Origin of the sequence: Pseudomonas sp. LRF_L74 (assembly GCF_965644255.1) — a bacterium.
In the GTDB taxonomy this organism is placed as follows: domain Bacteria; phylum Pseudomonadota; class Gammaproteobacteria; order Pseudomonadales; family Pseudomonadaceae; genus Aquipseudomonas.
The window spans coordinates 190,790-212,327 of sequence record NZ_CBFFRH010000010.1 but is presented as its reverse complement, the minus strand read 5'-3'; the positions used below and the strand labels follow the sequence as shown (position 1 = coordinate 212,327).

The following is a 21,538-nucleotide window of genomic DNA, read 5'->3' as shown; positions in this document are numbered from 1 at the left end:
TGTGGACACGGGTTTAAGCACTCATCCGGGCCTCGAAGGCCTCCGGGCTGATGTGCCCCGGCGTGCTGTGTCGCCGCTGGCGGTTGTAATCGGTTTCGACGTATTCAAACACGGTTTCACGCATCTGGGCGCGGCTCGTGAAGCGCTCGCCGTGGATGCACTTGACCTTTAGGCTGTGGAAGAAGCTCTCTGCACAGGTATTGTCGTAGCAGTTGCCTTTGGCGCTCATGCTGCATCGCAAGTGATGGACGCGGATCAGTTCCTGATAAGCCGCTGAGCAGTACTGGCTGCCGCGGTCGCTATGCACGATTACTCCCTTGGGCTGCCTGCGTCGCCACAGCGCCATGTGCAAGGCATCGCAGACCAAGTCTGAACCGCCCCGGGTATCGCGGAGGCTCCATCTTTTGAGAAACTGGAGCCACTATGCCAAAGCCACCCAAGTTTTCCACTGAAGTCCGCGAGCGTGCCGTGCGGATGGTCTACGAAGTCCGCGAGTCGCATGATTCTCAGTGGGTAGCCATTGAGGCCGTGTCCAGCAAGATCGGTTGCACCGCTCAGACCTTGAGCAACTGGATTCGCAATGCGTCTTCTCCTGCCAAGACCAATGCGCTGGAGGATCCCCGGATCAAAGCGATGGAGCGCGAGATTCGGGAGCTCAAGCGAGCCAACGAGATCCTCAAGATTGCCAGTGCTTTTTTCGCCCAGGCGGAACTCGACCGCCGTTTGAAGTGATCTGGTCACTCATCGACGAGCCCCGCAAAGCCTTCGGGGTCGAGCCACTGTGCCGCGTGCTGCACGTGTCTCCATCGGCTTACCGACGCCATACCGCACGTTTACGCGATCGCTCACGACGCTCAGTTCGGGCGATCCGTGACGAGACGCTTGCCGTGCAGATCCGCCGTGTCTGGCAAGAAAACTACGAGGTCTATGGGGCCAGGAAGGTCTGGCGACAGATGCATCGCGAACACCAGGGCGTGGCGCGCTGCACAGTGGAGCGATTGATGCGTGAGATGGGGCTATGCGGTGCGACACGTGGCAAATCGGTGAAGACCACGCAAGCCGATCCAGGCAATGCCAATCCCAGAGACCTGGTGAAGCGACAGTTCACCGCAGAGAGGCCCAACCAGCTCTGGGTCGCTGATTTCAGTGTGCCGCAGCAAGCGGCGTAGGAGATGAGAGTATGGCCCCTCGCCATCGGCTTGCAGGAGCGGGTGGCAAACCACCATGAGCGGCTAGGGTCAAAAGCCCCGGTCGTGAGCGTCATGGAAAAGGCGTCGTAAAGACGTCAGGTATGAATCAGGAAGACGAACAACCGTGAACGGCCGTTCAAGTGTCGAAAGCGCTCAGATGACATCAAAACCGGGGAGTGATGTTGCCCCGCGATTAGTCTGGCCGTTACCTGCTTACGGGCCAGGCGGTGTCCGGCATAGAGGCAGCGTCAGCCTGTTTCAGGCTCTTACGTTGAACTGCGGGAACCTTCGGTGGCGATGCCAAGCGAAAGGCACAAGCTCGAAAGGCGAGGCCGACAGTAGCGATGCGCTACCAAGGGGCGGAGCAGCTCGTAGTAGTGTTGAAGCCGCTGTAATGGTGGTGGAGCGAAGGGGCTGCGTCATCCCGGTCTTTCGTCGGGTCAACTGCTCAGGCAGGAGGAACCCGTCCGAATGACCAAACCGTTTGACATTCCCAAGGTGTTAATCTGGGAGGCATTCAAGTGTGTCAAGGCGAATGGTGGCGCTGCTGGCGTTGACCGTGAGTCTATCGAGCAATTCGAGAATCGCTTGGGCGACAACCTGTACAGGTTATGGAATCGGCTCTGTTCCGGCAGTTATTTTCCGCCGCCGGTCAAAGGTGTGCCGATACCGAAGAAGTCAGGTGGTATACGCGTGTTGGGCGTACCGACGGTTGCCGATCGGGTGGCGCAAACGGCGGTCAAGCTCCTGCTGGAGCCACAGATCGACCCTAAGTTCCATCCAAACTCTTATGGTTATCAGCCTGGGCGCTCGGCCCATGACGCGATTGCCATGGTGAGGCGGCGAAGCTGGGAGTACGACTGGGTTGTGGAGTTTGATATCAAGGGTCTTTTTGACAATATCGACCATGATCTACTCATGCGTGCGCTCAAGAAGCACTGTCAGAACCCATGGATTCTCCTGTATGTAGAGCGCTGGCTGAAAGCGTCAATGCAGACTGCGGATGGGATACTTCTGGAACGGACGCGCGGAACCCCGCAGGGTGGAGTCGTGAGTCCGTTGCTGGCCAACCTGTTCCTGCACTATGCCTTTGATGTATGGGTTACTCGCAATCTCGGAAGCGTGCGGTTCTGTCGCTATGCCGACGACGGAGTGGTCCATTGCAGGAGTCAGGCTCAGGCCAAGCTGGCTCTGAGAAAGATAGGCGAGTGGTTTCGCGAGTGCGGACTTGAATTGCATCCGGACAAGACAAAGATCGTCTACTGCCAGGACATCAATCGGCGGGAAGCGCATGCTGCTGTGCAGTTCACCTTTCTGGGGTACACCTTTCGGCCGCGCAAAGCGGTGGACAAGTATCAGCGGACCTACGTGAACTTTGCCCCTGCGGTCAGTCGCGATGCACTCAAGGTGATGCGACAGACTATTAGGAGTTGGCATCTGCAACTGATGTGCGACCGTGAGTTGGGTGATTTGGCTGCGATGTTCAATCCGATCCTAAGAGGATGGCAGCAGTACTATGGCCGCTTCCATGGCTCGGCGATGTCGGTGATCTGGAAACACATGAATGACTATCTGGTGCGTTGGATGATGCGCAAGCACAAGACTCTCGCTCGCCATAAAAGGCGGGCGAGACACGCCCTCGGGCATCTTGCGCGGCGCTTTCCGACAGCCTTCGTGCATTGGCGCCAGGGATGTCTTCCTGCGGTTGGATGATGGGAGCCGGATGAGTCGAGAGGCTCACGTCCGGTTCTGCGAGAGGCTGGGGGTGAAATTCCCCCGGTCTACTTACCCGTTCGTTTCAACCTGGCAGGGATTTGCCTATGTCGCGTTCATCGTGGATGTCTATTCACGGTTCATCGTTGGCTGGCGGGTCAGCCGACACATGCGCACGGAGTTTGTCCTGGATGCGCTTGAGCAGGCGCTTCACGCCCGCCGACCAGAGCCTCACCGGCTGGTTCACCACAGCGACAGAGGCTCGCAATATCTGTCGATTCGCTACAGCGAACGGCTGGGTGAGGCCGGCATCGAGCCATCGGTTGGCAACACCGGTGACAGCTACGACAACGCGCTGGCAGAAACCATCAATGGCCTCTACAAGACCGAACTGATCCACAAGCGAGGGCCATGGAAAAGCGTAGAAAGTCTGGAGTGGGAAACGCTGAAATGGGTGACCTGGTTCAACCTGCAGCGCTTGTTGGAGCCGATTGGAAATATTCTACCCGCTGAGTTTGAGGCACTATACGAACAGAGTCAGGCAGCCCCCCCTATCGCTGCCTGACTCAAACACAATGGCCTCCGCGATACCCGGGGCGGTTCATCGGACTGCTACAAATTAAAATTTAGTAGTGTTTTAAATCTTTAAAAAACTATAGATTTTTTCGTAAGCATATTCAATTCCTGATCTAGGAATGGAGAGAACTGGACTATTATATAATATAAATTTTATGCACGGCCAGAGCAGATTTGGTTTTTTCCAGGCTTCAGATTGTTTTACCCACTCTAATCGTAGCTTCCTGCTTATATCACTTTTTTTTAGGAAGTCTAATAAAAAACTCATGCAAAGAAAGTCAGAGTTTTCTGTACTACTTTGACTCGAGATAGGCAAATTCTTCGGTGCTAATATTTTATGATACTCAAGGCAGGCAGCCATCCATGTATTGTTAAAATTTCCTTCTGAAAAATGTATGGCCTCAATGTCGTAAGCAACTCCAATCTTGCATATTGCACTTGCCCTTAGGCTGAAATCTATATCATAGAAATGGAATCCTTTGATTTTATTGTTGAATTTTATCTTTTCCCATATCTCTGCTTTGGTACATATCCATACGCCATCTAAAACGCAGGCTTCAACGAGTTGCTCTGTATTTCCTTTGGGTTTTGAATAAAAGCGATAACCTAGATTATTTAAGTTCCCTTTGTGCTGTATGTTGACAAGATCATATTCTTGTATTCCAGTGCTCCAGCCACTAGGTATTTTGCTTTTGTACCGAGAGCCTCCCAAGCCTATTAGGCCTATTTTTTTATTTTTCTCGAAATGAGAAATAACTTTATGCCCCCAGTTTTTTTCTGGAAATAATAAGTCTTCATGCATAAAGCAAAGTATTGGGAATGATGCTCGGTTTGCACATTCATTGTATACTTGACAGATTCCGTGATTGTGCTTTCTATTATCGTGGCTTATGACTTCATGAGGCACTCCGATCGTTTTGCGTATGCTTTCTTTTACTAGTTGTAAGTTCTGTGGGTTTATTGAGCAAATTATTATTGAGATCACTTGGCGTTCACTTGGTCTTAAGGTGAGAAAGATTGGTTATTAGTCTAAACGTATTTGTGATAACTGGATTTAGTGTAGGGGGTAGCCGTTATTTTTCTGAATTATTCTTTCTATTGATCTGGGGATGATGTTTGCTTTTTACTAGTTTGCCGCTAGTGATTAAAAGATTTGTATTAGCCGTTAATTGGTTTTGAGTTTTATTTGGTAGGTATGGTTTTTCTTGTGTGTATCCTAGCGACTGATGAGTGCAAGCCGTCAGGGGCGCTTTTGGTCATGAGTGTTATGAAATTTATGAAGATAATTATATTTTTCTAGTTTGTTATTGTAGATTTAACGGTTTGTTTCGAACTATCACCGTATAGTCTGCTTGTCCGCGCACAAGAAGTTAGAGGAAAGTAAGCGCTCATTTCAGATGATGGCGGTAGCGTCAAACTGAGAAATATACCTGAGAATATTTTCAATTGTGGTTGGGGGAAGTCGCTTGGTCTCAGATGGCTATAATGGTAGTGTTAATATATGGGTGTGTTGTAAGTTCTCTTTGTGGTATTACTAAATTGTTTGACGTCTGTATCGTTTGATTTTAAGTGAGCTTTATGTTGGTGGCGCTTTTCTGAGCAGTTTGAAGAGTTATGGTATATATGGTTTTGTGTGGTTTTGATTTGTTATGCCGGTTTTTGGGCTTCTGATGGGATGTGTGGTTGAGGGTTGGTCTGAGATGTAGCTATTAAGGAGGCTAAGTGGATACAGTAAGTGAAATGTATGGCGGGTCTAGTGATGATAGTCTGGCAATAGTAATTCTAAGCTATGCGCAGGATGAGTCACTAAAGTGCATGACAAATAATGCGATAAATACTTTAAATGAATCCTGTCTTCCAGAAAATACTCAAATAGTTGTTGTGGAAAGTAATAGAAAGACTCCTCCTTATCAGCAGGAGAATGTTAAAACTGTATATTTAGATCCTCCTTTTAATTTCAATAAGTATATGAATTACGGGATTTCTATAACGCAGAGTAAGTATGTTGCTTTATGTAATAATGATCTTGTTTTTTCAAAAAATTGGATGGTCGAAATACAGAAGGCTTTCGATGAAAATCCAGATGTTTATAGTATAAGTCCAGCATGCCCAGATCATCATCCTAAACAAGGGTTTCCATTGGATAGCGGTATTTATTTGGGGCACCGGGTATGGAAGGAAGTAGCTGGGTGGTGTCTTGTATTTAAGCGAGAAATGTTAGAGATTACAGGTTATTTGGATGAACGTTTTTATTTTTGGTTTGCCGATGATGACTATGCGAGAACTTTAGAGAAATACCAAGTTAAGCATGCGTTGTTGACGTCCTCTCATGTTAGGCATCTTGATAAGAGAACTCTTAAGAAACAGGACGATTTTAAAAAATTCCACTTGACGTTTAAGTCTAGGGCTGTATATGAGCAGAAATGGAAGGGGAGAACGTCTCTAAGTGTTTTTCTAGGGGGTATATATATGTATGTGGACTTTTTTATCTATAAATATATAAGGAGGAAGGATGTCTTGGAGGAAGATGATGACGGTTGAGTATGGACGGTAAAGGCCATTCGCATGTCGTCGCCTTATTTAACGTTCAAAAAATCGTATTAGAATATATATCGGAGGGGCGTATTTTAGGTTCTTCACGGAATCCCGGGAAAGACAGAAACAAGAACGCCGGTTTGATGGATGATGTTCGTGCGAGCAAACACATCTACAAACCGGCGTTCTTGTGCACGATATTAATATGTATCTGCCCTTTTGGGAGGGCTTTTCAGTCACTGCGATCCGGCCTGACGGCGACGGCCTGCTGATCGACCTGATTGCGCAGCCCGCCAGATTCCCTACCTGCAGCGGCTGTCATCAGCGCTGCACCACCATCCATGAATACTGCCAACGCTCAATCCGTGACCTGCCCATTCTTGGCCGCGCGGTGCGATTGAATGTGGAACTACGACGTGTCGGGTGTAGCGCATGTGGCAAGCGAATGGAATCAGTCCGTTGGCTTGACCGCTATTCGCGGATGACCAAGCGCTTTGCTGAAGCGGTGATCAAGGCCAGCCAAATGCTGCCCACTCTGCACGTCGCCGAGCTGTTTGGTTTGCATTGGGACAGCGTGCGCTTGCTGGAACGACGGGAGCTACAAGCCGCACTGGAGAAGCTGCCAAAGGCCCAGCCTAGACGCTTGGTGATGGATGAGTTCGCTTTGTTCAAAGGGCATCGGTACGCCAGCGTGGTGCTGGATGCCGATACCCGCCGGGTGCTGTGGATTGGCGAAGGGCGTAGCCGAGCCGCTGTCAGCCCCTTTTTTGAAGATCTGGGCCCGGAGGGCTGTGCACGGATCGAAGCAGTGGCAATGGACATGAACACCGCATTTGACCTGGAGGTACGCCAACACTGCCCTCAGGCACGTGTGGTCTATGACCTGCTTCATGTAGTCGCCAAGTATGGGCGAGAAGTGATTGACCGGGTGCGGGTCGATGAAGCCAACCGCCTGCGCCATGACAAGCCCGCCCGCAAGGTGATCAAGCAAGCGCGATGGCTACTGCTGCGTAATCCAGAAAATCTCAAGCGAGAAGATCAGCAGGTACATCTGAAGGATCTGCTTGCGGCTAACCAATCGCTGATGACGGTTTATTTGATGAAGGCAGAACTCAAAGCCCTGTGGTCGCCCACCACCGCCTGGGGCTGGCGATCAGCCTGGAAGCAGTGGCTACGCCTGGCTGATGAAAGCGCGATACCTGCGCTGAAGCAGTTCGCTAAACGCCTGAAGGGATACTGGCGCGGCATCCTGAGCAGGGTGCGGTGGTCGATGCACACGGGTCAGTTGGAAGGTATCAACAACCGGATCAAGGTGATCAAGCGGATGGCTTACGGCTACCGGGACAGCGAATTCTTTTTCATGAAAATAAAAAATGACTTTCCCGGCAATCCGTGAAGAACCGTATTTTACTTGGTTGTGAAGGTTTCTCAGGGGACCTCAACACTGGCGTAATTGCTCTTCATTGCTTCATCGAATGCGGTCTGCCAGCGAGGTAATATTACTTGCCATTCTCTCTGCAGCCGACTGCCATCCAGACGTGAGTTGGCGGGGCGCTGCGCCGGCGTCGGGTAGGCGCTGGCCGGGATCGGCAGCAACCGGGCACAGGGCTTGCCGGCGGCGCGCAGGCGTTCGCCGATGGCACCGGCGAAACCGAACCACGAGGTTTCGCCCAGGCCGCTCAAATGATAGACGCCCCATGGCCCGGCATTGCCGTTCTGCCAATGCTCGACCAGGCGCAGGGTGGTCGCGGCGATGGTGCCGGCCCAGGTCGGCGCGCCGATCTGGTCGTCGACCACCTTCAACTCCTCGCGCTCCTGCAGCAGGCGCTGCATGGTCAGCAGGAAATTGCGCCCGTGGCTGGCATAGACCCAACTGGTGCGCAGGATCAGGTGTTCGCCGCCGACCGCGCGGATCGCCTGCTCGCCCGCCAGCTTGCTGCGGCCATAGACGTTGAGCGGCGCGGTTTCGTCCGTCTCGACGTAGGGGGCGCTCTTGCTGCCGTCGAACACATAGTCGGTGGAGTAATGGATCAGCGGCGCGCCGAGTCCAGCGGCTTCCTCCGCGAGTACGCCAGGCGCGCTGGCATTGATCGCGAAGGCGTTGTCGGCGTCCTGCTCGGCCTGGTCGACGGCGGTATAGGCGGCGGCGTTGATGATCAGTTGCGGGCGCAGCTCGCGCACCTGGCGGCGGATGGCGGCGGCGTCGCCGAGGTCCAGTTGCTGCTGGCCGAGTACCACCAGCGGCTGGTCGCGAAGGCACAGTTGCAGTTCGCGGGCCACCTGGCCGTTGCGGCCGATCAGCAGGATGCTCATGGGAACAGCTCCGCGTCGGCCAGGCTCAGGCCGGCCTGGTCCTTGGTCGATAGCGTCGGCGCCTGTTCCAACTCCCAGTCGATGGCCAGGCTCGGGTCGTCCCAGCGAATGCAGCGCTCGTGCTCGGGCGCATAGTAGTCGGTGGTCTTGTAGAGGAATTCGGCGGATTCGCTGAGCACCACGAAACCGTGGGCGAAACCTTCCGGGACCCAGAACTGGCGCTTGTTCTCGGCCGACAGGCGCACGCCGACCCAGTTGCCGAAGGTCGGCGAGGCACGGCGGATGTCCACGGCGATATCCAGCACTTCGCCGGCGACCACCCGCACCAGCTTGCCCTGGGCCTGTCGCACCTGGTAGTGCAGCCCGCGCAGCACGCCGCGCTGGGAGCGCGAGTGGTTGTCCTGGACGAAGGTCGCGGCGATGCCGGTGGCGTCGGCGAAGGCCCGCGCGTTGAAACTCTCGTAGAAGAAACCGCGCTCGTCGCCGAACACCTTGGGTTCGAGGATCAGCACGCCGGGGATGGCGGTCTCGGTCAGCTTCATGCCGATTCTCCCGCCAGTTGCGCCAGGTATTGGCCGTAGCCGGTCTTGCCGAAGGCCTTGGCCTGGGCCAGCAGGCGTTCGTGGTCGATCCAGCCCTGCTGGAAGGCGATCTCTTCCAGGCAGGCGACCTTCAGGCCCTGGCGATGTTCGATGGTCTGCACGTATTGCGAGGCTTCGAGCAGGCTGTCGTGGGTGCCGGTGTCGAGCCAGGCGAAACCACGGCCGAGCTTCTCCACCCGCAGCGCGCCGCGTTGCAGGTAGACGTTGTTGACGTCGGTGATCTCCAGTTCGCCGCGTGGCGAAGGCTTGATCGAGCGAGCGACCTCGATCACCGCGTTGTCGTATAAGTACAGGCCGGTGACCGCGTAGGGCGATTTCGGTTGGGCTGGCTTCTCTTCGATGGAAACGGCTCGGCCATGCTCGTCGAACTCGACCACGCCGAAGCGCTGCGGGTCCTTGACCCAGTAGCCGAACACGGTGGCGCCGTGCGGGTGCGAGGCGGCTCGCTGCAACTGTTCGGTGAAGTGCTGGCCGTGGAAGATGTTGTCGCCGAGGATCAGGCACACCGGGTCGTTGCCAATGAACGCTTCGCTGATCAGGAAGGCCTGGGCCAGGCCGTCCGGCGAGGGCTGCTCGGCGTACTCGAAATGCACGCCGAACTGGCTGCCGTCACCGAGCATCTTCTGGAAGTGCGGCAGGTCGTGGGGCGTGGAGATGATCAGGATCTCGCGGATGCCGGCGAGCATCAGCACCGAGATCGGGTAATACACCATCGGCTTGTCGTAGATCGGCAGCAACTGCTTGGAGATGCCCAGGGTGATGGGGTGCAGGCGTGTGCCGGAACCGCCGGCGAGAACGATGCCTTTCATGCGTGTTGCTCCTTGATCGCGCCGAGGCGTTCGCGCTGGTAGCTGCCGTCCTGCACGTGGCGGCACCAGTCGAGGTTGTCGAGGTACCAGCGTACGGTCTTGCGCAGGCCGCTGGCGAAGGTTTCCGCGGGCTTCCAACCGAGGTCGCGCTCGATCTTGCCGGCGTCGATGGCGTAGCGGCGGTCATGCCCGGGGCGGTCGCTGACGAAGGTGATCAACGCGTCGTAGCGGCTCAGGCCGGCGGGTTTGTGCGGCGCCAGTTCGTCGAGCAGGGCACAGATGGCGCGCACCACGTCGATGTTCTTCTGCTCGTTGTGACCGCCGATATTGTAGGTCTCGCCGACCGCTCCACGTGTCACCACTTCGAGCAGGGCGCGGGCGTGGTCCTCGACGAACAGCCAGTCGCGCACCTGGGAGCCGTCGCCATAGACCGGCAGCGGCTTGCCTTCGAGGGCGTTGAGGATCACCAGCGGGATCAGCTTCTCGGGGAAGTGATAGGGGCCGTAGTTGTTCGAGCAATTGCTGACCAGCACCGGCAGCCCATAGGTGCGGTGCCAGGCGCGGACCAGGTGGTCGGAGGCCGCCTTGCTCGCCGAATAGGGCGAGCTGGGGGCGTAGGGGGTGTCCTCGCGGAACAGGTCGTCCGCGCCATGCAGGTCGCCGTACACCTCGTCGGTGGAAATATGGTGGAAGCGGAAGGCCTGGCGCTGCGCTTCCGGCAGCTTCGACCAATAGGCGCGCACGCTTTCCAGCAGGGCGTAGGTGCCGACGATGTTGGTCTGGATGAAGTCGGCCGGGCCGTCGATGGAACGGTCGACGTGGGACTCGGCGGCCAGGTGCATCACCGCGTCGGGCTGGAATTCGGCGAGGGCCTTGCCGATCACGTCCTGGTCGGCGATATCGGCCTGGAGGAAACGGTAGTGCGGATCGTCGGCGACGCTGGCCAGTGATTCCAGGTTGCCGGCGTAGGTGAGCTTGTCGACGTTGAGCACGCTGTGTTCGGTATGGCCGATCAGGTGTCGAATCAGGGCCGAGCCGATGAAGCCGGCACCGCCGGTGATCAGGATGCGCATTGTCTGGTTTGCCTATGGGTCGTTGATAGTATTCAGGGATAAGGTAAAAAACGAACTTTCGTTAATTAACGAAAAAGCAGTGCAGTGATTAATTATGCGGAAAAGGAAGCCCAATTGTATTTTTGGGCTTCTGGATTTACTAGCCGCCTGCTGTAGGGAAGGATGCATAAATGGTCTGGATCTTATAAGGTATTTTAATGCGTCGGTCTATTTGCACTCATGCTAATTATTAGGCGGGGGTCGCTTTTACATTGTGTTTGGGGGGGGTGCTGCTGGTTTTATATAGTGTTTTATAAAGTGATCTACCTATTTCATCTGCGCGTATAGGTAATACAGATAATAAGGTGTCACTTAATCCGTGAGTACTTTCGCAGAATCCTTGCAGATATATTGATGCTTTCATTTCAGGTGAGGATATTATTCGATAGTCACGCTCAACTATATGTTCTCTTAAATGCTCTTTGAGCGGGCTTAGTAGAGTGCTTGTAACTTTTCTTTTATATCCGGTGGCGAGAATTACTATGTCGTAATCTTTTATGGTTTCACTTCTGTTTGTGAGGTTTTTTGTTTTAATTTCAATGCTGCTTGGTGTCGATTTTACGCTGTGCACTTCACTGCGGACGACGAGTTCGTGGCGAACTTTTTTTGAAACTTTTTGTCTGTACAATACGCCGTAAATATTTTCTATTAAAGCAAGATCCACTACGGAGTAATTTGTATTTTTATATTCGTCAAGTAGCTGCTCTTGATTTTCTGTAGATAAGTTGAAAATAAGGTCGGTGGTCGCGGGAGCGAAAATTTCGTTAACAAATGGACTGTCATCTGCCGGCTTCAATGCCGACGATCGCATGATCATGTCGATGTTCGAATTAGGAATGTTTTCATGAATGTCTATGAAGGCCTCAGCGGCACTTTGGCCGGATCCTATGATGGCAATACGTGGCCCTTTATTTGCAGATATTTGTTTAAGTCCGGATATGTAGCGAGAGTGATGAAAAATCCTCGGGTCTTCTTGGAGGTTTTTAAACACGCGTGGTATGTTCGGGGTTCCTCCTGTCCCTATCACTATTGATCGAGCCCGACGAAGTTGTTCTCTACCTGTGTTGTCGCGAGATAGTACACGAAGGTGGTCTATAGCCCCGTCATGTATCTCTGGTTCGATACGGAAGACTTCTTGCCCATAAAATGCTTGGTCGGAAAAATGTTTGGCTACCCAGCGCAGATAATCATTAAACTCCATTCGGCATGGATAGAATGTTGACAGGTTAATGAAGTCAATAAGTCTGTTTTGTTGGTGCAAATAGTTAACAAAGCTATAAGGGCTGGTAGGGTTTCGTAGTGAAACCAGATCCTTTAAAAATGAAATCTGCATTTCACTTCCACTGGCCAAGGTATCTCCGTGCCACCAATAGTCTTCCTGCTTTTCTAGAAATAATGAATTAATAGGCTTGCCTTTTTCTTTTGATATTTCCTCAAGAGCTATGGCTAGCGCTATATTCGAAGGGCCGAAGCCTACGCCAATAATGTCGTGGATCGGAGCCGTGGTCGGAGTCATTGCATCGATTCCTCTGAAGGTCGGGGTATGGCGAACATTCGACCCACTTCTTGGCGTCGAGCACTGTTCACATAAGAGCTACTGGAGATTAAATTCTCGCTTGGCCTATGGAGGTCAAACGAAGTAGAAACAAGTGGATTTAGCGCTGCTGAGGCAAGGTTGGGGCGATGCAACTTCAGATTTCCAAGGCAACCGTACCTGCCTCTGTTCTCTCTTTCGCCAATACCATCAACCCCTCGTACATGGCTAGAAAAAGGCTTCTATTGAAGTTGTTCCAGCGCAGCTCAAGGATGGTGTCCGCCGGATCGATGGCGGTTTCCAAGGCGTCGACGATCACCTCGCCGGAGTCGATTCCGTTGTCCACGTAATGGAACGAGGCACCGGTGAGCCGTACGGGATCGATGGCTTGGGTCTGCATCGTGTTCCAATCGACGACTTTCTGCCCGCGAGCGCCGTAAAGAGCGTCGAGGGTGGCGTAGGCGCCGCGGCGTTCGTAGGGGGATTCGAGGCGGGTGATGCCGGGGTGAATGTTGGCGATCTTGCGGTGATACGGGCTGCCGGGGCGCACCAGTTCATCAAGGATTACCAGGAGTCCATCCAGCAGTACGACATCGGCTTTCAGTTCCAGCAGTTTGTTGAGCAATTGCCGCTCGAACAGGCTTTTGCCGAGCAGGCGTGCGGGGGCGTCGCTGGGATGTTGTCGATAACTGGATGGAATGGAAATGAGCAGGTCGTTGAGCGGTCGGCCCTGGGCTTTCAGTTTCGGTGGGTAGAACCAGTTTCGTTCCGGCGAGAAGGTGAAGCCGTAGTCCTTGATCTTTTCTTGGTCGCGAAGAGATTCGGGATCGTCGTCGTAGATGATGGCTTCGAGGTTGTAGCGCTCGCCCAGTTCGGTTCCGTTCAGCGATTCGGCCAGATACTCCAATGGCGATTTCATGTAGCGCTTTTCGCCTTTGTAGTCGATGAACTGGCCGGCTAGGTCTGCGGCTGCGTTTCTTAGGGACCAGATGTAGACGAGTTTCTTCTTTTTCATGACGCAAACCTGGGTTGGATGGTGAAGAGGTCAGAGTGGGCGGGCGACGCGGAAGCTTAGCCAGTCGCCACGCAGTTCGGGATCCTTGCTGTTGCGGTTACCGGAGCGGGAGAAAATCGGCGGCTCAATCCAGTCATTACCGCGTACGTGGCGTTCTTCGCACTTGCCTTCGAACCAGGCGCTGCCATCGGTAGGGGCGTTGACGTAGCTGTCGTGCAGGCAATCTTCCAGCCATTCGTAGGTGTTGCCGTGCATGTCATAGACGCCGAAGGCGTTGGGCGGGAAGCTGCCCACGGGCGCGGCGTAGCTGAAACCATCCTTGGGGCCGTAGGTGTTGGCGTGGGACGAGATGTCGTAGGTCGCTTCGTCATCGAACGGGAAGGGGAAGGGGCCGGTACTGCCGGAGCGGGCGGCGTATTCCCGCTCGGATTCGCTGAGCATTCGGTAGGGCTTGCCGGTCTTCTTGGCTAGCCAGAAGATATAGGCTTTCACATCGGCGAAATCTACGCATACGGCGGGATGTCGTGGCGTCTGTGGATAGCGAGGTTTGCCGGCGATGCATTCGCGGCCTGGGCGTGTATCGCCATCTTTCAGGTGGGTGCCGGTTTCTTTCAGGTACACCTGCAACTCGGCGGTGGTGACATGGAATCGGCTGATGGCGAAGGGCTTGGCAAAGGTGACCTCATGCAGCGGGCCTTCATCGGGTTGGCGGCCCACTTCATTGTCCGGGGTGCCCATACTGAAGCTACCGGCTGGGATCACCACCATTTCCGGGCAATCTTTGCAATCCTTGAAGACCGTGCCCGGTTCGTTGGCAGCGTGGGCCATGCCGGCGGGCAGAAGCAGCATTGCTGCATAGAGGAAACGTGAAACTTTCATAGTCGACTCGCTTGCTGAAGTGAAATGAACGTTTAGAGCACCGGCCCGAAGGTTGTGCCCATCACCTCACGGAATTGGTTGAAGACATGGAAGCCTTGGTAGACCGGCAGAGGACCGAGGAATAAATTCAGCACGATGCACAGGAAGATCAGGCCGCGAAAACGGAAGGCGCAGGCCGACAGCTCTGCGAGACGCTTGCGCTCGATGGCGACCAGCACCAGCATGATGCCCAGGTTGCTTAGTGCCGCTGACCACCAGCGGTAGTGATCGACCGCTATGAGTTGCAACAGCAGTGGCGACAGGGTAGCGCCGAACACCAAAATATCGATCAGGCGTGGTTTGAGCGGTGCGTAAAGCGCTTTCAGGAGCTGGAAGATCAAATAGAACGAAGGCGCCAGGCCGATCAGGAAGGGGATCATTCGTGCCAGGCTTTTGCCGCTGATGATGTCCAGGTAGCTGTAGTCGAGGTTGTCGTCCACGGTTCTGAATAGGACCAGCACCGCATTGTCATCGGCTTGCGGCGACAGCGTTTTCAGGTACTCGAAGTACTGATCGGCATTCATGCCGGGAATCGAGCTTTTCGAGCCGATATAGCTTTCCAGGGCCAGAAGGAACGCTGCCACGAGCAGGAATAGAATCCACGGTACAACACTTGGCGATTGTCTGTTGCGATAGATCCAGAACATGCACAGGCCAGGTACGAACATCATGAAATTGGCTTCGTGCACAAGGGACTGGAAGCTGCCGATCAGCAGCACCGCCAGCAGCGAAACGTATCGATTGTATTTGAGGATAACCAGCATGCCGATGATGCTGGCCAGCATGCCGATGGTGTCGAGCCGGCCAACGTCATGCAGGGCATGGGCGATGGTCGATGGATAGGTCACCCAGAAGAAGCAGAACAGCCAGGCGCCTGAGGAACTGCAGTCGGCTTTGATTGGATTACGGAATATCTGCAGGTACAGCAGCGAGAGAATGACCGCCAATGCCAGGGCTATCAGGTTGACGCTGACATAGCTACGCGGTAGTGGCGTAAGGCTGAGAATCTCGCCGATCAGGGCGCGCTTGATCAGGCCGAAGTCGTAGTTGAACAGCCAATGGGTATAAGCCCATTCGTCGAAGTTGTTGGCCGAAGCGATGGCGACGATGAACACCAGAATGCCCAGCACCCAATATTTCTCACGTGTAGAACTGGAACGTTCCTGGGTTACCCAGTCCAAGACAACTGTGTTTTTTTCCATCATTCACCTGATTGTCGTTGACGCGATGGTCATGAGAGGAAGGCCAGCAGGGCTGGCCGTCGCAACGCTCACGCGGTTTTGATTACCTGCTCGAAAGCTTTGTGCAGCGTGGCCATCTCCTCACGAGTACCGACGCTGACGCGTACCCAGTTCGGCCACTCCTGCCAGGTGCGCCCGACGAGAATCTTGTGTTTTTCCAAGGCTTCGATGACCGGGGCGGCGGGTTTGCGCAGATTGACCATGAAGCAGTTGCTGTGGGACTGGGTGGAGGTGAAGCCTTGCTTGGCGAACCAAGCGATGGAGTCGTTGCGTATAGCGTTGTTGATGCGCTGGCGATCAGCGATGACCTGTTTGTCTTCCAGGCTAGCCTGGCCGCCCAGCGATGCAGCGAGGGGGATGAAGTTCCGGCCGCCGAACAGTTGCAGCCGATCCAGGAGATCCGGATGACCGATGGCGACGCCTAGGCGAGCGCCGGCCATGCCGTAGATCTTGGAGAAGGTGTGCAGAACGATGACATCGTTGCGCTTGGCTGCCAGGTCTACGCAGCTCCGTTCCTCTGAGAAGTGGATGTAGGCCTCATCGATAACGACGATGGTGTCCTTGGCCTTCTCCTCAAGCGCCTGCTCGATTGCCTGACGCGGGGTCAGAGTGCCGGTGGGATTGTTCGGGTTGCAGATGTACAGCAGACCGGCGTTACGGTCGGCAGCCAGCATGGCGGGCAGGTCATGGGCATGATCGACAGTCAGCGGCACTTCGTGCACCGTGATGCCTTTGGCCCGAGCGGCGTTGACTGGGGCATCGTAGGTCGGCGAAGCCAGTACCAGGCCACGAGATGCGGTGAAAGCGGATAGTGCATGCTGCAGCGGTTCGCGGGAGCCACAGAAGACATTGACGTAATCGCTCGGTACTCCATGCAGTTTGGCGAACAGCTTGATGAAGCGAACTTGTTCACCGTAGCGATAGCGGCCGCTGAGGTCCACGGCCTCTTTCATCGCCTCACGCGCATCCTTGCACGGCCCGAACGGGCTTTCGTTGTAGTTGAGGCGAATGATGTCGTCGTAGCCGGGTTCGACATAGGAATGTGCTTGGCTCAAGGTGCTGGACGCCAGCAGCGGGATGGCTGAGGCGACGGCGGCAAGGCTGACGAATGAGCGGCGATTGAGTGAAGTCATGGGCCTGTCCTTGTAGGTTTTTATCGGTGACTGCTACTGCTTGGCTGCGTGTTGTACCTGCTCCCAGGCCCTCAGGAAGTTGCCTCCCCAGAGCTTGGCGATGTCTTCATCCGAGTAGCCGCGCTGGATCAGTTCTGCGGTGATGTTGCGGATGTCGGCGACGCTGTCCCAGCCGACCACGCCACCGCCATCGTTGAAGTCGGAGCTGATTCCGACATGGTCGATACCGATTTTTTTCACCGCATAGTCGATGGAGTCGACGTACTGCTCCAGCGTGGCTTTGGGTTCTTCGCGGAGGATGTCGTAGAAGGGCTCGAGGAATTCACCGAACTTCTTTTCTGACCAGATCGAGAACACCGGGTCGGTTGTGGTATTCACCTGACTCATGTTCTGGATATCTGGCAGGCCGTAGCCGGCACGGAACTGGTTGAGCTTGGCGATGGTTTCGCGGGAATAAGGTTTGAGCAGGGCGGAATAGCCAACGATATTCACCACGCCGCCGGTGTCGCGGATCAGGCGCAGGTCTTCGTCGCTCAGGTTGCGGCGTACGTCCATGATCCCGCGTACACCGCTGTGTGAGGCGATGATCGGCGCGCGCGTGAGTTCGGCAGTCTGGCGTACGGAATTGCTGGACATCTGCGAGACATCGATGACCACGCCAAGGTCGTTGAGACGTGTGATCGCGCGGCGACCGATAGCGGACAGACCCCCCAGGTCATCCTGAGTATCGCCAAGGAACGGTAGAGGTCGGGCGGAGTCGGCCCAACTGTTGTTACCGACATAGCCGGGGCCGAAGATGCGCACGCCACGCGCAGCCCACTGATCGAGTTTGTCGATATCGTCACCCAACGGGTAGGCATTGAGCATGCTGAGGACGATGGCGAATTTGCCCTCGTGGGCCAGGCGTCTGAAGTCTGCCGGTGTGTAAGCGATGCCGGCCTGGTTGGGATAATCCTTGGCAATGGCAGTGATGACCCGGTATCGCACTTCCAGCTCGTTGTTCATCGCGTCCATGAAACCGGGGGTTGGGCGATGTGGCCAATGCACGCCAGACCAAAATTCGGGCCAGGACCAGATGGCGATCGAGGCGCCACTCAAGCGCCCACGATTGGCTTTGACCAGATCGAACTGAGTCGGGCCGTCGACATTCGCTTCCATGCCTTCGCTGCCGTAATCCAGCGGCACGTCTAGATGGGCGTCGAGGGAAAGGATTCTTTCTTGCAACTCGTTCGCGCGGCGGGTGATTTCTGAGGGATAGGCCTTGCCGTGGGGATAGAAGAACCACCAGGCCAGCACGGCGACCATGGCGACGACGATCAACGGCAGGATGCAAAAAAGTAGCCGTCTCCAGCTATTACGACGCGTGCTCATGAGGTTCCCAGGGGTGGAGACTGATTCCATGGGAGAACGAGCCAATACACACGCAATTTAAAGTTGGCGCAGGGCGACGACGCGTCATTTGGTAAGTTTATTGAGCAGATCTGCGTCATAGAGGTTCGGGGAAACCGGAAGTGAGTACTGCCCTGCTGCGTTTCCGTTCCTGTCCGCCATGGCTGAATGCCTGTTGAGCGAGGTTCTCGATGCCGTCTGCCGCACGTATTTTTTCTCGCCCCTTCCTTTTCGGCAGCGGGGTGCTGCTTCTCCTGTTGTTGATACTGTGGAGCCAGCGACCGGTACAGGCGACTTGGCGTACCGCCGAGGTAGAACGTGGTGACATTGAAGCCAGCGTGGCGGCCGTGGGAACCCTGCGTCCACTACGTTCGGTCGATGTCGGCGCCCAGGTGTCGGGGCAGATCACTCAACTGCACGTCGAGCCAGGTGATGTGGTGGAGAAGGGGCAGTTGCTGGCTGAGATAGATGCCAGCGTGCTGGAAGCCACGGTGGAGGCAGGACGCTCCGAACTGAGGGGGTTACGCGCGCAACTGGACGACGCGCGGGCCCAGCATCAACTGGCGGATTTGCAGGACCGCCGGCAGCGGCAGATGGCCAAGGATGGTTCGACTCGCCTAGAAGATGTGCAGACCGCCGAGGCCAATCTTAAATCGGCCGCCGCGCAGGTGCGGCAGATCGAGGCGCAGATCGACAAAACCAGTTCGAGTCTGCGTGCCGATGATGCACGTCTCGGTTACGCGCGGATCTATGCGCCTATGAGCGGCACCGTGACCAGCGTGGATGTGAAGGAGGGGCAGACTCTCAACGCCACCTACCAGACGCCGACGGTGATGCGCATCGCCGATCTCAGTCGGATGACGGTCTGGACCGAGGTCTCGGAGGCGGATATCCGCCGGGTGCGTTCGGGCATGGACGTCTACTTCACCACCTTGGGCGGCGATCGTCGGCGCTGGAGTAGTAAAGTGCGGCAAGTCCTGCCCGCGCCGCAGGTTGCCGATCCATCTGCATCCACTGAAAGCAGTAGCGCATCGGCCATGGATAGCTCCAAGGCTGTGCAATACACGGTGCTGTTCGACGTGGAAAACCCAGACCGCGAACTGATGCCACAGATGACTGCTCAAGTGACCTTCGTCGCAGCTTCGCGCAAGGATGTGTTGGTCGCTCCGCTCGAGGCATTCAGGGCGGTCAGCGACAGCCATGATCTGTTCGAGACGCGAGTGCTGGAAAACGACAAGCCGGTCGAGCGACGTGTGCGTCTGGGCAGTCGTGACCGATTGGCTGTCGAAGTGCTGGAGGGAGTCGATGGCGGCGAGCACGTGATCCTGGGTACGGCGGCTTCTGAGGAGCAGCAGCGGAGGTTCATCTGGTGAGTGCGCCCTTGATCGAACTGCGCGCGGTGCGCAAGCGCTACGGCGGCAGCGGTGGCGTCCCGGAAGTCGAGGTGCTACATGGTATCGACCTGCAGATCCACGCGGGCGAGTTCATGGCAATCGTTGGTGCCTCCGGCTCGGGCAAGTCGACCTTGATGAACATACTTGGCTGTCTGGACCGCCCGAGTGATGGCGCCTATCTGTTCAATGGTCGCGACGTTGCCGATTTCAATGCCGATGAGCTGGCTTGGCTGCGTCGCGAAGCATTTGGTTTTGTATTCCAGGGTTATCACCTGATCCCTTCGGAGTCGGCGCGGGAAAACGTCGAGATGCCAGCCATCTATGCCGGCAAGAATCGGCGCGAGCGTCAGCAGCGCGCAGCGCAATTGCTGTCGCGCCTGGGCTTGGCGGAAAAGCAGCACAACCGGCCGGGGCAAATGTCGGGCGGTCAGCAGCAGCGCGTGTCCATCGCGCGGGCGCTGATGAACGGCGGACGCATCATCCTGGCCGATGAACCGACCGGAGCACTCGACAGCACCAGCGGTACCGAGGTGATGAAGCTGCTGCGTGAGCTGTCCGAAGCGGGGCATACGATCATTCTCATCACCCATGATCGGCAGGTGGCAGCGCAGGCGGATCGGGTGGTCGAGGTGCTCGATGGCGAGGTGGTTGCCGATTCACGGACGAGCGCCCCGACTACGCGACAGGTCGATCCGGTTGCGTTGTCGATGGTGGAAGCGGCAGCAGATAAACAGGCGGGGGCGTTTCGCGCGGACATCGGCGAGGCGCTACGCGCGGCCTGGCGCGGCATGTGTGCCAATAGCTCACGCACGGCGCTGACCTTACTGGGCATCGTCATCGGCGTGGCCTCGGTGATCGTCATGCTTGGTGTGGGTGAAGGGGCCAAGCAGAGTGTCATGGATCAGGTCGGCACCATGGGCGCCACCACCATGTTCATCAATGGCAGAAGCCCTGAAGATGGTGGCCCGCGTGGTGTGTTGAGCATGGACGATTTGCAGGCGGTGGAAGCGCTGCCAGATGTGGCCAGGGTCATGCCGGTGGCGCGGGATGAAAGCATGGTGCGTTTCGGTAACGTGGCCCAGCAGGTGGATACCATCGCTGCTACCGATGACTGGCCAGCGATCAACCAGTGGCCCGTCGCTCAGGGGCGCTTCTTCAGCCGTGCAGAGGACTATGACATGGCTGCGGTGGTAGTGATTGGGCAGACCGTTAAGCGGCGTTTCTTCGGCGATCTGGATCACCCGCTGGGGCAGCGTCTATTGATCGGCAATACGCCGTTCATGGTCATCGGCGTGATGGCCGAGAAGGGCTCGGCGGTTGGCGGCGGCGACCAGGATGCCGCGGTATTCGTGCCGTTCAGATCCGGCATCTTCCGGGTGTTTTCCAATGGCCGCAGTTTCGATCCGCATTACGTGCAGGTGCAGGTACGCTCCTCGGAGCGAGTGTTGGCGGCCCAGGCGGAAATCGAGTCGCTCTTGCTGGGGCGGCATGGACGCAAGGATTTCTATGTGGCTAACGCCGCTGCGAGCCTGCAAGCCGAATTACGGACCAAGGATTCGATGACCCTGATGCTCAGCTTGATCGCCGCCGTATCGTTACTGGTGGGGGGGATCGGCGTGATGAACGTGATGCTGATGACGGTCCAGGAGCGGACCAAGGAAATTGGCATCCGGGTTGCTACTGGCGCGCGTCAGCGCGACATCCTGCGCCAGTTTCTTTGCGAAGCCTCGTTGGTGACCATGACCGGTGGCCTGATCGGTCTTGCCATTGGCATGGCTGTGGGCGCCGGACTGGTGATGACCGGCGTGCCGCTGGTGTTTTCCGTCCGGGCATTGCTCGGTGCCTTTGCTTGTTCGGTGGCGACCGGCCTGCTGTTCGGCTACATGCCGGCACGTACCGCAGCGAGATTGGATCCGGTGGTGGCGTTGGCCTGAACAACTCCTCGATTCACCACGCTGAAGGCTGAGCGATACAAGCGATTGCTGGATGCTTGTCGTTCAGCCTTCCTCTGCAAGCGTGCCCTCACGATAAATTCCCCCTCTGACCGTTCGTTTTTTCTGCAAT

The 21,538-nt window shown here is 55.9% G+C and carries 17 protein-coding genes, 3 pseudogenes and 1 other annotated feature; of the genes and pseudogenes, 8 read left to right on the top strand and 12 right to left on the bottom strand.

The genetic code is table 11. From position 1 onward, the window contains the following. Positions 1-13 precede the first annotated feature (13 nt). Positions 14-367 (bottom strand): annotated as a pseudogene (locus ACSZPK_RS22835) (IS3 family transposase); the annotation flags it as partial. A 56-nt stretch (positions 368-423) separates the two neighbouring features. On the opposite strand from ACSZPK_RS22835, the pseudogene ACSZPK_RS22830 reads away from it, so the two are divergent. The 4 genes and pseudogenes from ACSZPK_RS22830 to ACSZPK_RS22815 all read left to right on the top strand — a co-directional run. After that, positions 424-609: pseudogene (locus tag ACSZPK_RS22830) on the top strand (IS3 family transposase); the annotation flags it as partial. Between the two features lie 80 nt (positions 610-689). Beyond that, positions 690-806 (top strand) — a sequence feature (AL1L pseudoknot). 81 nt (positions 807-887) lie between these two features. Then, positions 888-1,169, top strand: coding sequence for an IS3 family transposase (locus tag ACSZPK_RS22825; RefSeq protein ID WP_437883889.1), 282 nt, complete (start codon positions 888-890; stop codon positions 1,167-1,169). Between the two features lie 492 nt (positions 1,170-1,661). Then, positions 1,662-2,903, top strand: a complete 1,242-nt coding sequence (ltrA, locus tag ACSZPK_RS22820) for a group II intron reverse transcriptase/maturase (protein ID WP_437883886.1) — start codon at positions 1,662-1,664, stop codon at positions 2,901-2,903. 67 nt (positions 2,904-2,970) lie between these two features. Further along, positions 2,971-3,468 (top strand): annotated as a pseudogene (locus tag ACSZPK_RS22815) (IS3 family transposase); the annotation flags it as partial. A gap of 72 nt (positions 3,469-3,540) precedes the next feature. Here the strand turns inward: ACSZPK_RS22815 and ACSZPK_RS22810 are convergent. Then, entirely contained in the window at positions 3,541-4,464 is a 924-nt protein-coding gene (locus ACSZPK_RS22810) for a glycosyltransferase (RefSeq protein ID WP_437883885.1), read from the bottom strand. Between the two features lie 737 nt (positions 4,465-5,201). Here ACSZPK_RS22810 and ACSZPK_RS22805 point away from each other — a divergent pair. Both ACSZPK_RS22805 and ACSZPK_RS22800 read left to right on the top strand, forming a co-directional pair. Continuing rightward, complete coding sequence (locus ACSZPK_RS22805; protein WP_437883884.1) at positions 5,202-6,020, top strand: glycosyltransferase family 2 protein; 819 nt, start codon at positions 5,202-5,204, stop codon at positions 6,018-6,020. Between the two features lie 199 nt (positions 6,021-6,219). Then, a complete protein-coding gene (locus ACSZPK_RS22800; protein WP_437883883.1) occupies positions 6,220-7,410 on the top strand; it encodes an ISL3 family transposase in 1,191 nt (396 codons plus the stop codon). 32 nt (positions 7,411-7,442) lie between these two features. On the opposite strand, the gene rfbD is transcribed toward ACSZPK_RS22800, so the two are convergent. The 10 genes from rfbD to ACSZPK_RS22750 form a co-directional block, all read right to left on the bottom strand. Then, on the bottom strand, positions 7,443-8,327 hold the full coding sequence (gene rfbD / locus ACSZPK_RS22795; RefSeq protein ID WP_437883882.1) for a dTDP-4-dehydrorhamnose reductase: 885 nt from the start codon (positions 8,325-8,327) through the stop codon (positions 7,443-7,445). Beyond that, entirely contained in the window at positions 8,324-8,869 is a 546-nt protein-coding gene (gene rfbC, locus ACSZPK_RS22790; protein WP_437879420.1) for a dTDP-4-dehydrorhamnose 3,5-epimerase, read from the bottom strand. The genes rfbD and rfbC overlap by 4 nt, the downstream gene beginning before the upstream one ends. Continuing rightward, positions 8,866-9,738 carry a glucose-1-phosphate thymidylyltransferase RfbA gene (rfbA, locus tag ACSZPK_RS22785; protein ID WP_437883881.1) on the bottom strand — a complete coding sequence of 291 codons (873 nt, stop codon included), beginning with the start codon at positions 9,736-9,738 and terminating at the stop codon, positions 8,866-8,868. Before rfbA ends, rfbC begins: the two co-directional genes overlap by 4 nt. Then, positions 9,735-10,811, bottom strand: coding sequence for a dTDP-glucose 4,6-dehydratase (gene rfbB / locus ACSZPK_RS22780; RefSeq protein ID WP_437883880.1), 1,077 nt, complete (start codon positions 10,809-10,811; stop codon positions 9,735-9,737). Before rfbB ends, rfbA begins: the two co-directional genes overlap by 4 nt. Positions 10,812-11,040: 229 nt before the next feature. Beyond that, positions 11,041-12,366, bottom strand: coding sequence for a lysine N(6)-hydroxylase/L-ornithine N(5)-oxygenase family protein (locus ACSZPK_RS22775; protein ID WP_437883879.1), 1,326 nt, complete (start codon positions 12,364-12,366; stop codon positions 11,041-11,043). A gap of 175 nt (positions 12,367-12,541) precedes the next feature. Further along, entirely contained in the window at positions 12,542-13,399 is an 858-nt protein-coding gene (locus ACSZPK_RS22770) for a N(5)-hydroxyornithine transformylase PvdF (protein WP_437883878.1), read from the bottom strand. A 30-nt stretch (positions 13,400-13,429) separates the two neighbouring features. Then, positions 13,430-14,278 (bottom strand): dihydropyoverdine dehydrogenase, encoded by an 849-nt coding sequence (gene pvdO / locus ACSZPK_RS22765; RefSeq protein WP_437883877.1) that lies wholly within the window; start codon positions 14,276-14,278, stop codon positions 13,430-13,432. A gap of 32 nt (positions 14,279-14,310) precedes the next feature. Further along, the gene (locus ACSZPK_RS22760) at positions 14,311-15,498 is read right to left on the bottom strand and encodes a hypothetical protein (RefSeq protein ID WP_437883876.1); all 1,188 of its coding nucleotides are present in this window, start codon (positions 15,496-15,498) and stop codon (positions 14,311-14,313) included. 89 nt (positions 15,499-15,587) lie between these two features. After that, positions 15,588-16,691 (bottom strand): pyoverdine biosynthesis transaminase PtaA, encoded by a 1,104-nt coding sequence (gene ptaA, locus ACSZPK_RS22755; RefSeq protein WP_437883875.1) that lies wholly within the window; start codon positions 16,689-16,691, stop codon positions 15,588-15,590. Between the two features lie 33 nt (positions 16,692-16,724). Further along, on the bottom strand, positions 16,725-18,062 hold the full coding sequence (locus ACSZPK_RS22750) for a dipeptidase (RefSeq protein WP_437883874.1): 1,338 nt from the start codon (positions 18,060-18,062) through the stop codon (positions 16,725-16,727). 209 nt (positions 18,063-18,271) lie between these two features. On the opposite strand from ACSZPK_RS22750, the gene ACSZPK_RS22745 reads away from it, so the two are divergent. Together ACSZPK_RS22745 and ACSZPK_RS22740 are read left to right on the top strand one after the other, a co-directional pair. Further along, positions 18,272-19,453: an efflux RND transporter periplasmic adaptor subunit gene (locus ACSZPK_RS22745; RefSeq protein ID WP_437883873.1), complete on the top strand. Its 1,182-nt coding sequence runs from the start codon at positions 18,272-18,274 to the stop codon at positions 19,451-19,453. Beyond that, positions 19,450-21,408 carry an ABC transporter permease gene (locus tag ACSZPK_RS22740; RefSeq protein WP_437883872.1) on the top strand — a complete coding sequence of 653 codons (1,959 nt, stop codon included), beginning with the start codon at positions 19,450-19,452 and terminating at the stop codon, positions 21,406-21,408. The genes ACSZPK_RS22745 and ACSZPK_RS22740 overlap by 4 nt, the downstream gene beginning before the upstream one ends. Positions 21,409-21,538 lie beyond the last annotated feature (130 nt).

Bases quoted from the DNA above. Each gene is read 5' to 3' on its own strand.
- ltrA (WP_437883886.1), top strand. From the start codon at position 1,662: ATGACCAAACCGTTTGACATTCCCAAGGTGTTAATCTGGGAGGCATTC.
- ACSZPK_RS22800 (WP_437883883.1), top strand. From the start codon at position 6,220: ATGTATCTGCCCTTTTGGGAGGGCTTTTCAGTCACTGCGATCCGGCCT.
- rfbD (WP_437883882.1), bottom strand. From the start codon at position 8,327: ATGAGCATCCTGCTGATCGGCCGCAACGGCCAGGTGGCCCGCGAACTG.
- rfbC (WP_437879420.1), bottom strand. From the start codon at position 8,869: ATGAAGCTGACCGAGACCGCCATCCCCGGCGTGCTGATCCTCGAACCC.
- rfbA (WP_437883881.1), bottom strand. From the start codon at position 9,738: ATGAAAGGCATCGTTCTCGCCGGCGGTTCCGGCACACGCCTGCACCCC.
- rfbB (WP_437883880.1), bottom strand. From the start codon at position 10,811: ATGCGCATCCTGATCACCGGCGGTGCCGGCTTCATCGGCTCGGCCCTG.
- ACSZPK_RS22775 (WP_437883879.1), bottom strand. From the start codon at position 12,366: ATGACTCCGACCACGGCTCCGATCCACGACATTATTGGCGTAGGCTTC.
- ACSZPK_RS22770 (WP_437883878.1), bottom strand. From the start codon at position 13,399: ATGAAAAAGAAGAAACTCGTCTACATCTGGTCCCTAAGAAACGCAGCC.
- pvdO (WP_437883877.1), bottom strand. From the start codon at position 14,278: ATGAAAGTTTCACGTTTCCTCTATGCAGCAATGCTGCTTCTGCCCGCC.
- ptaA (WP_437883875.1), bottom strand. From the start codon at position 16,691: ATGACTTCACTCAATCGCCGCTCATTCGTCAGCCTTGCCGCCGTCGCC.
- ACSZPK_RS22750 (WP_437883874.1), bottom strand. From the start codon at position 18,062: ATGAGCACGCGTCGTAATAGCTGGAGACGGCTACTTTTTTGCATCCTG.
- ACSZPK_RS22745 (WP_437883873.1), top strand. From the start codon at position 18,272: ATGCCGTCTGCCGCACGTATTTTTTCTCGCCCCTTCCTTTTCGGCAGC.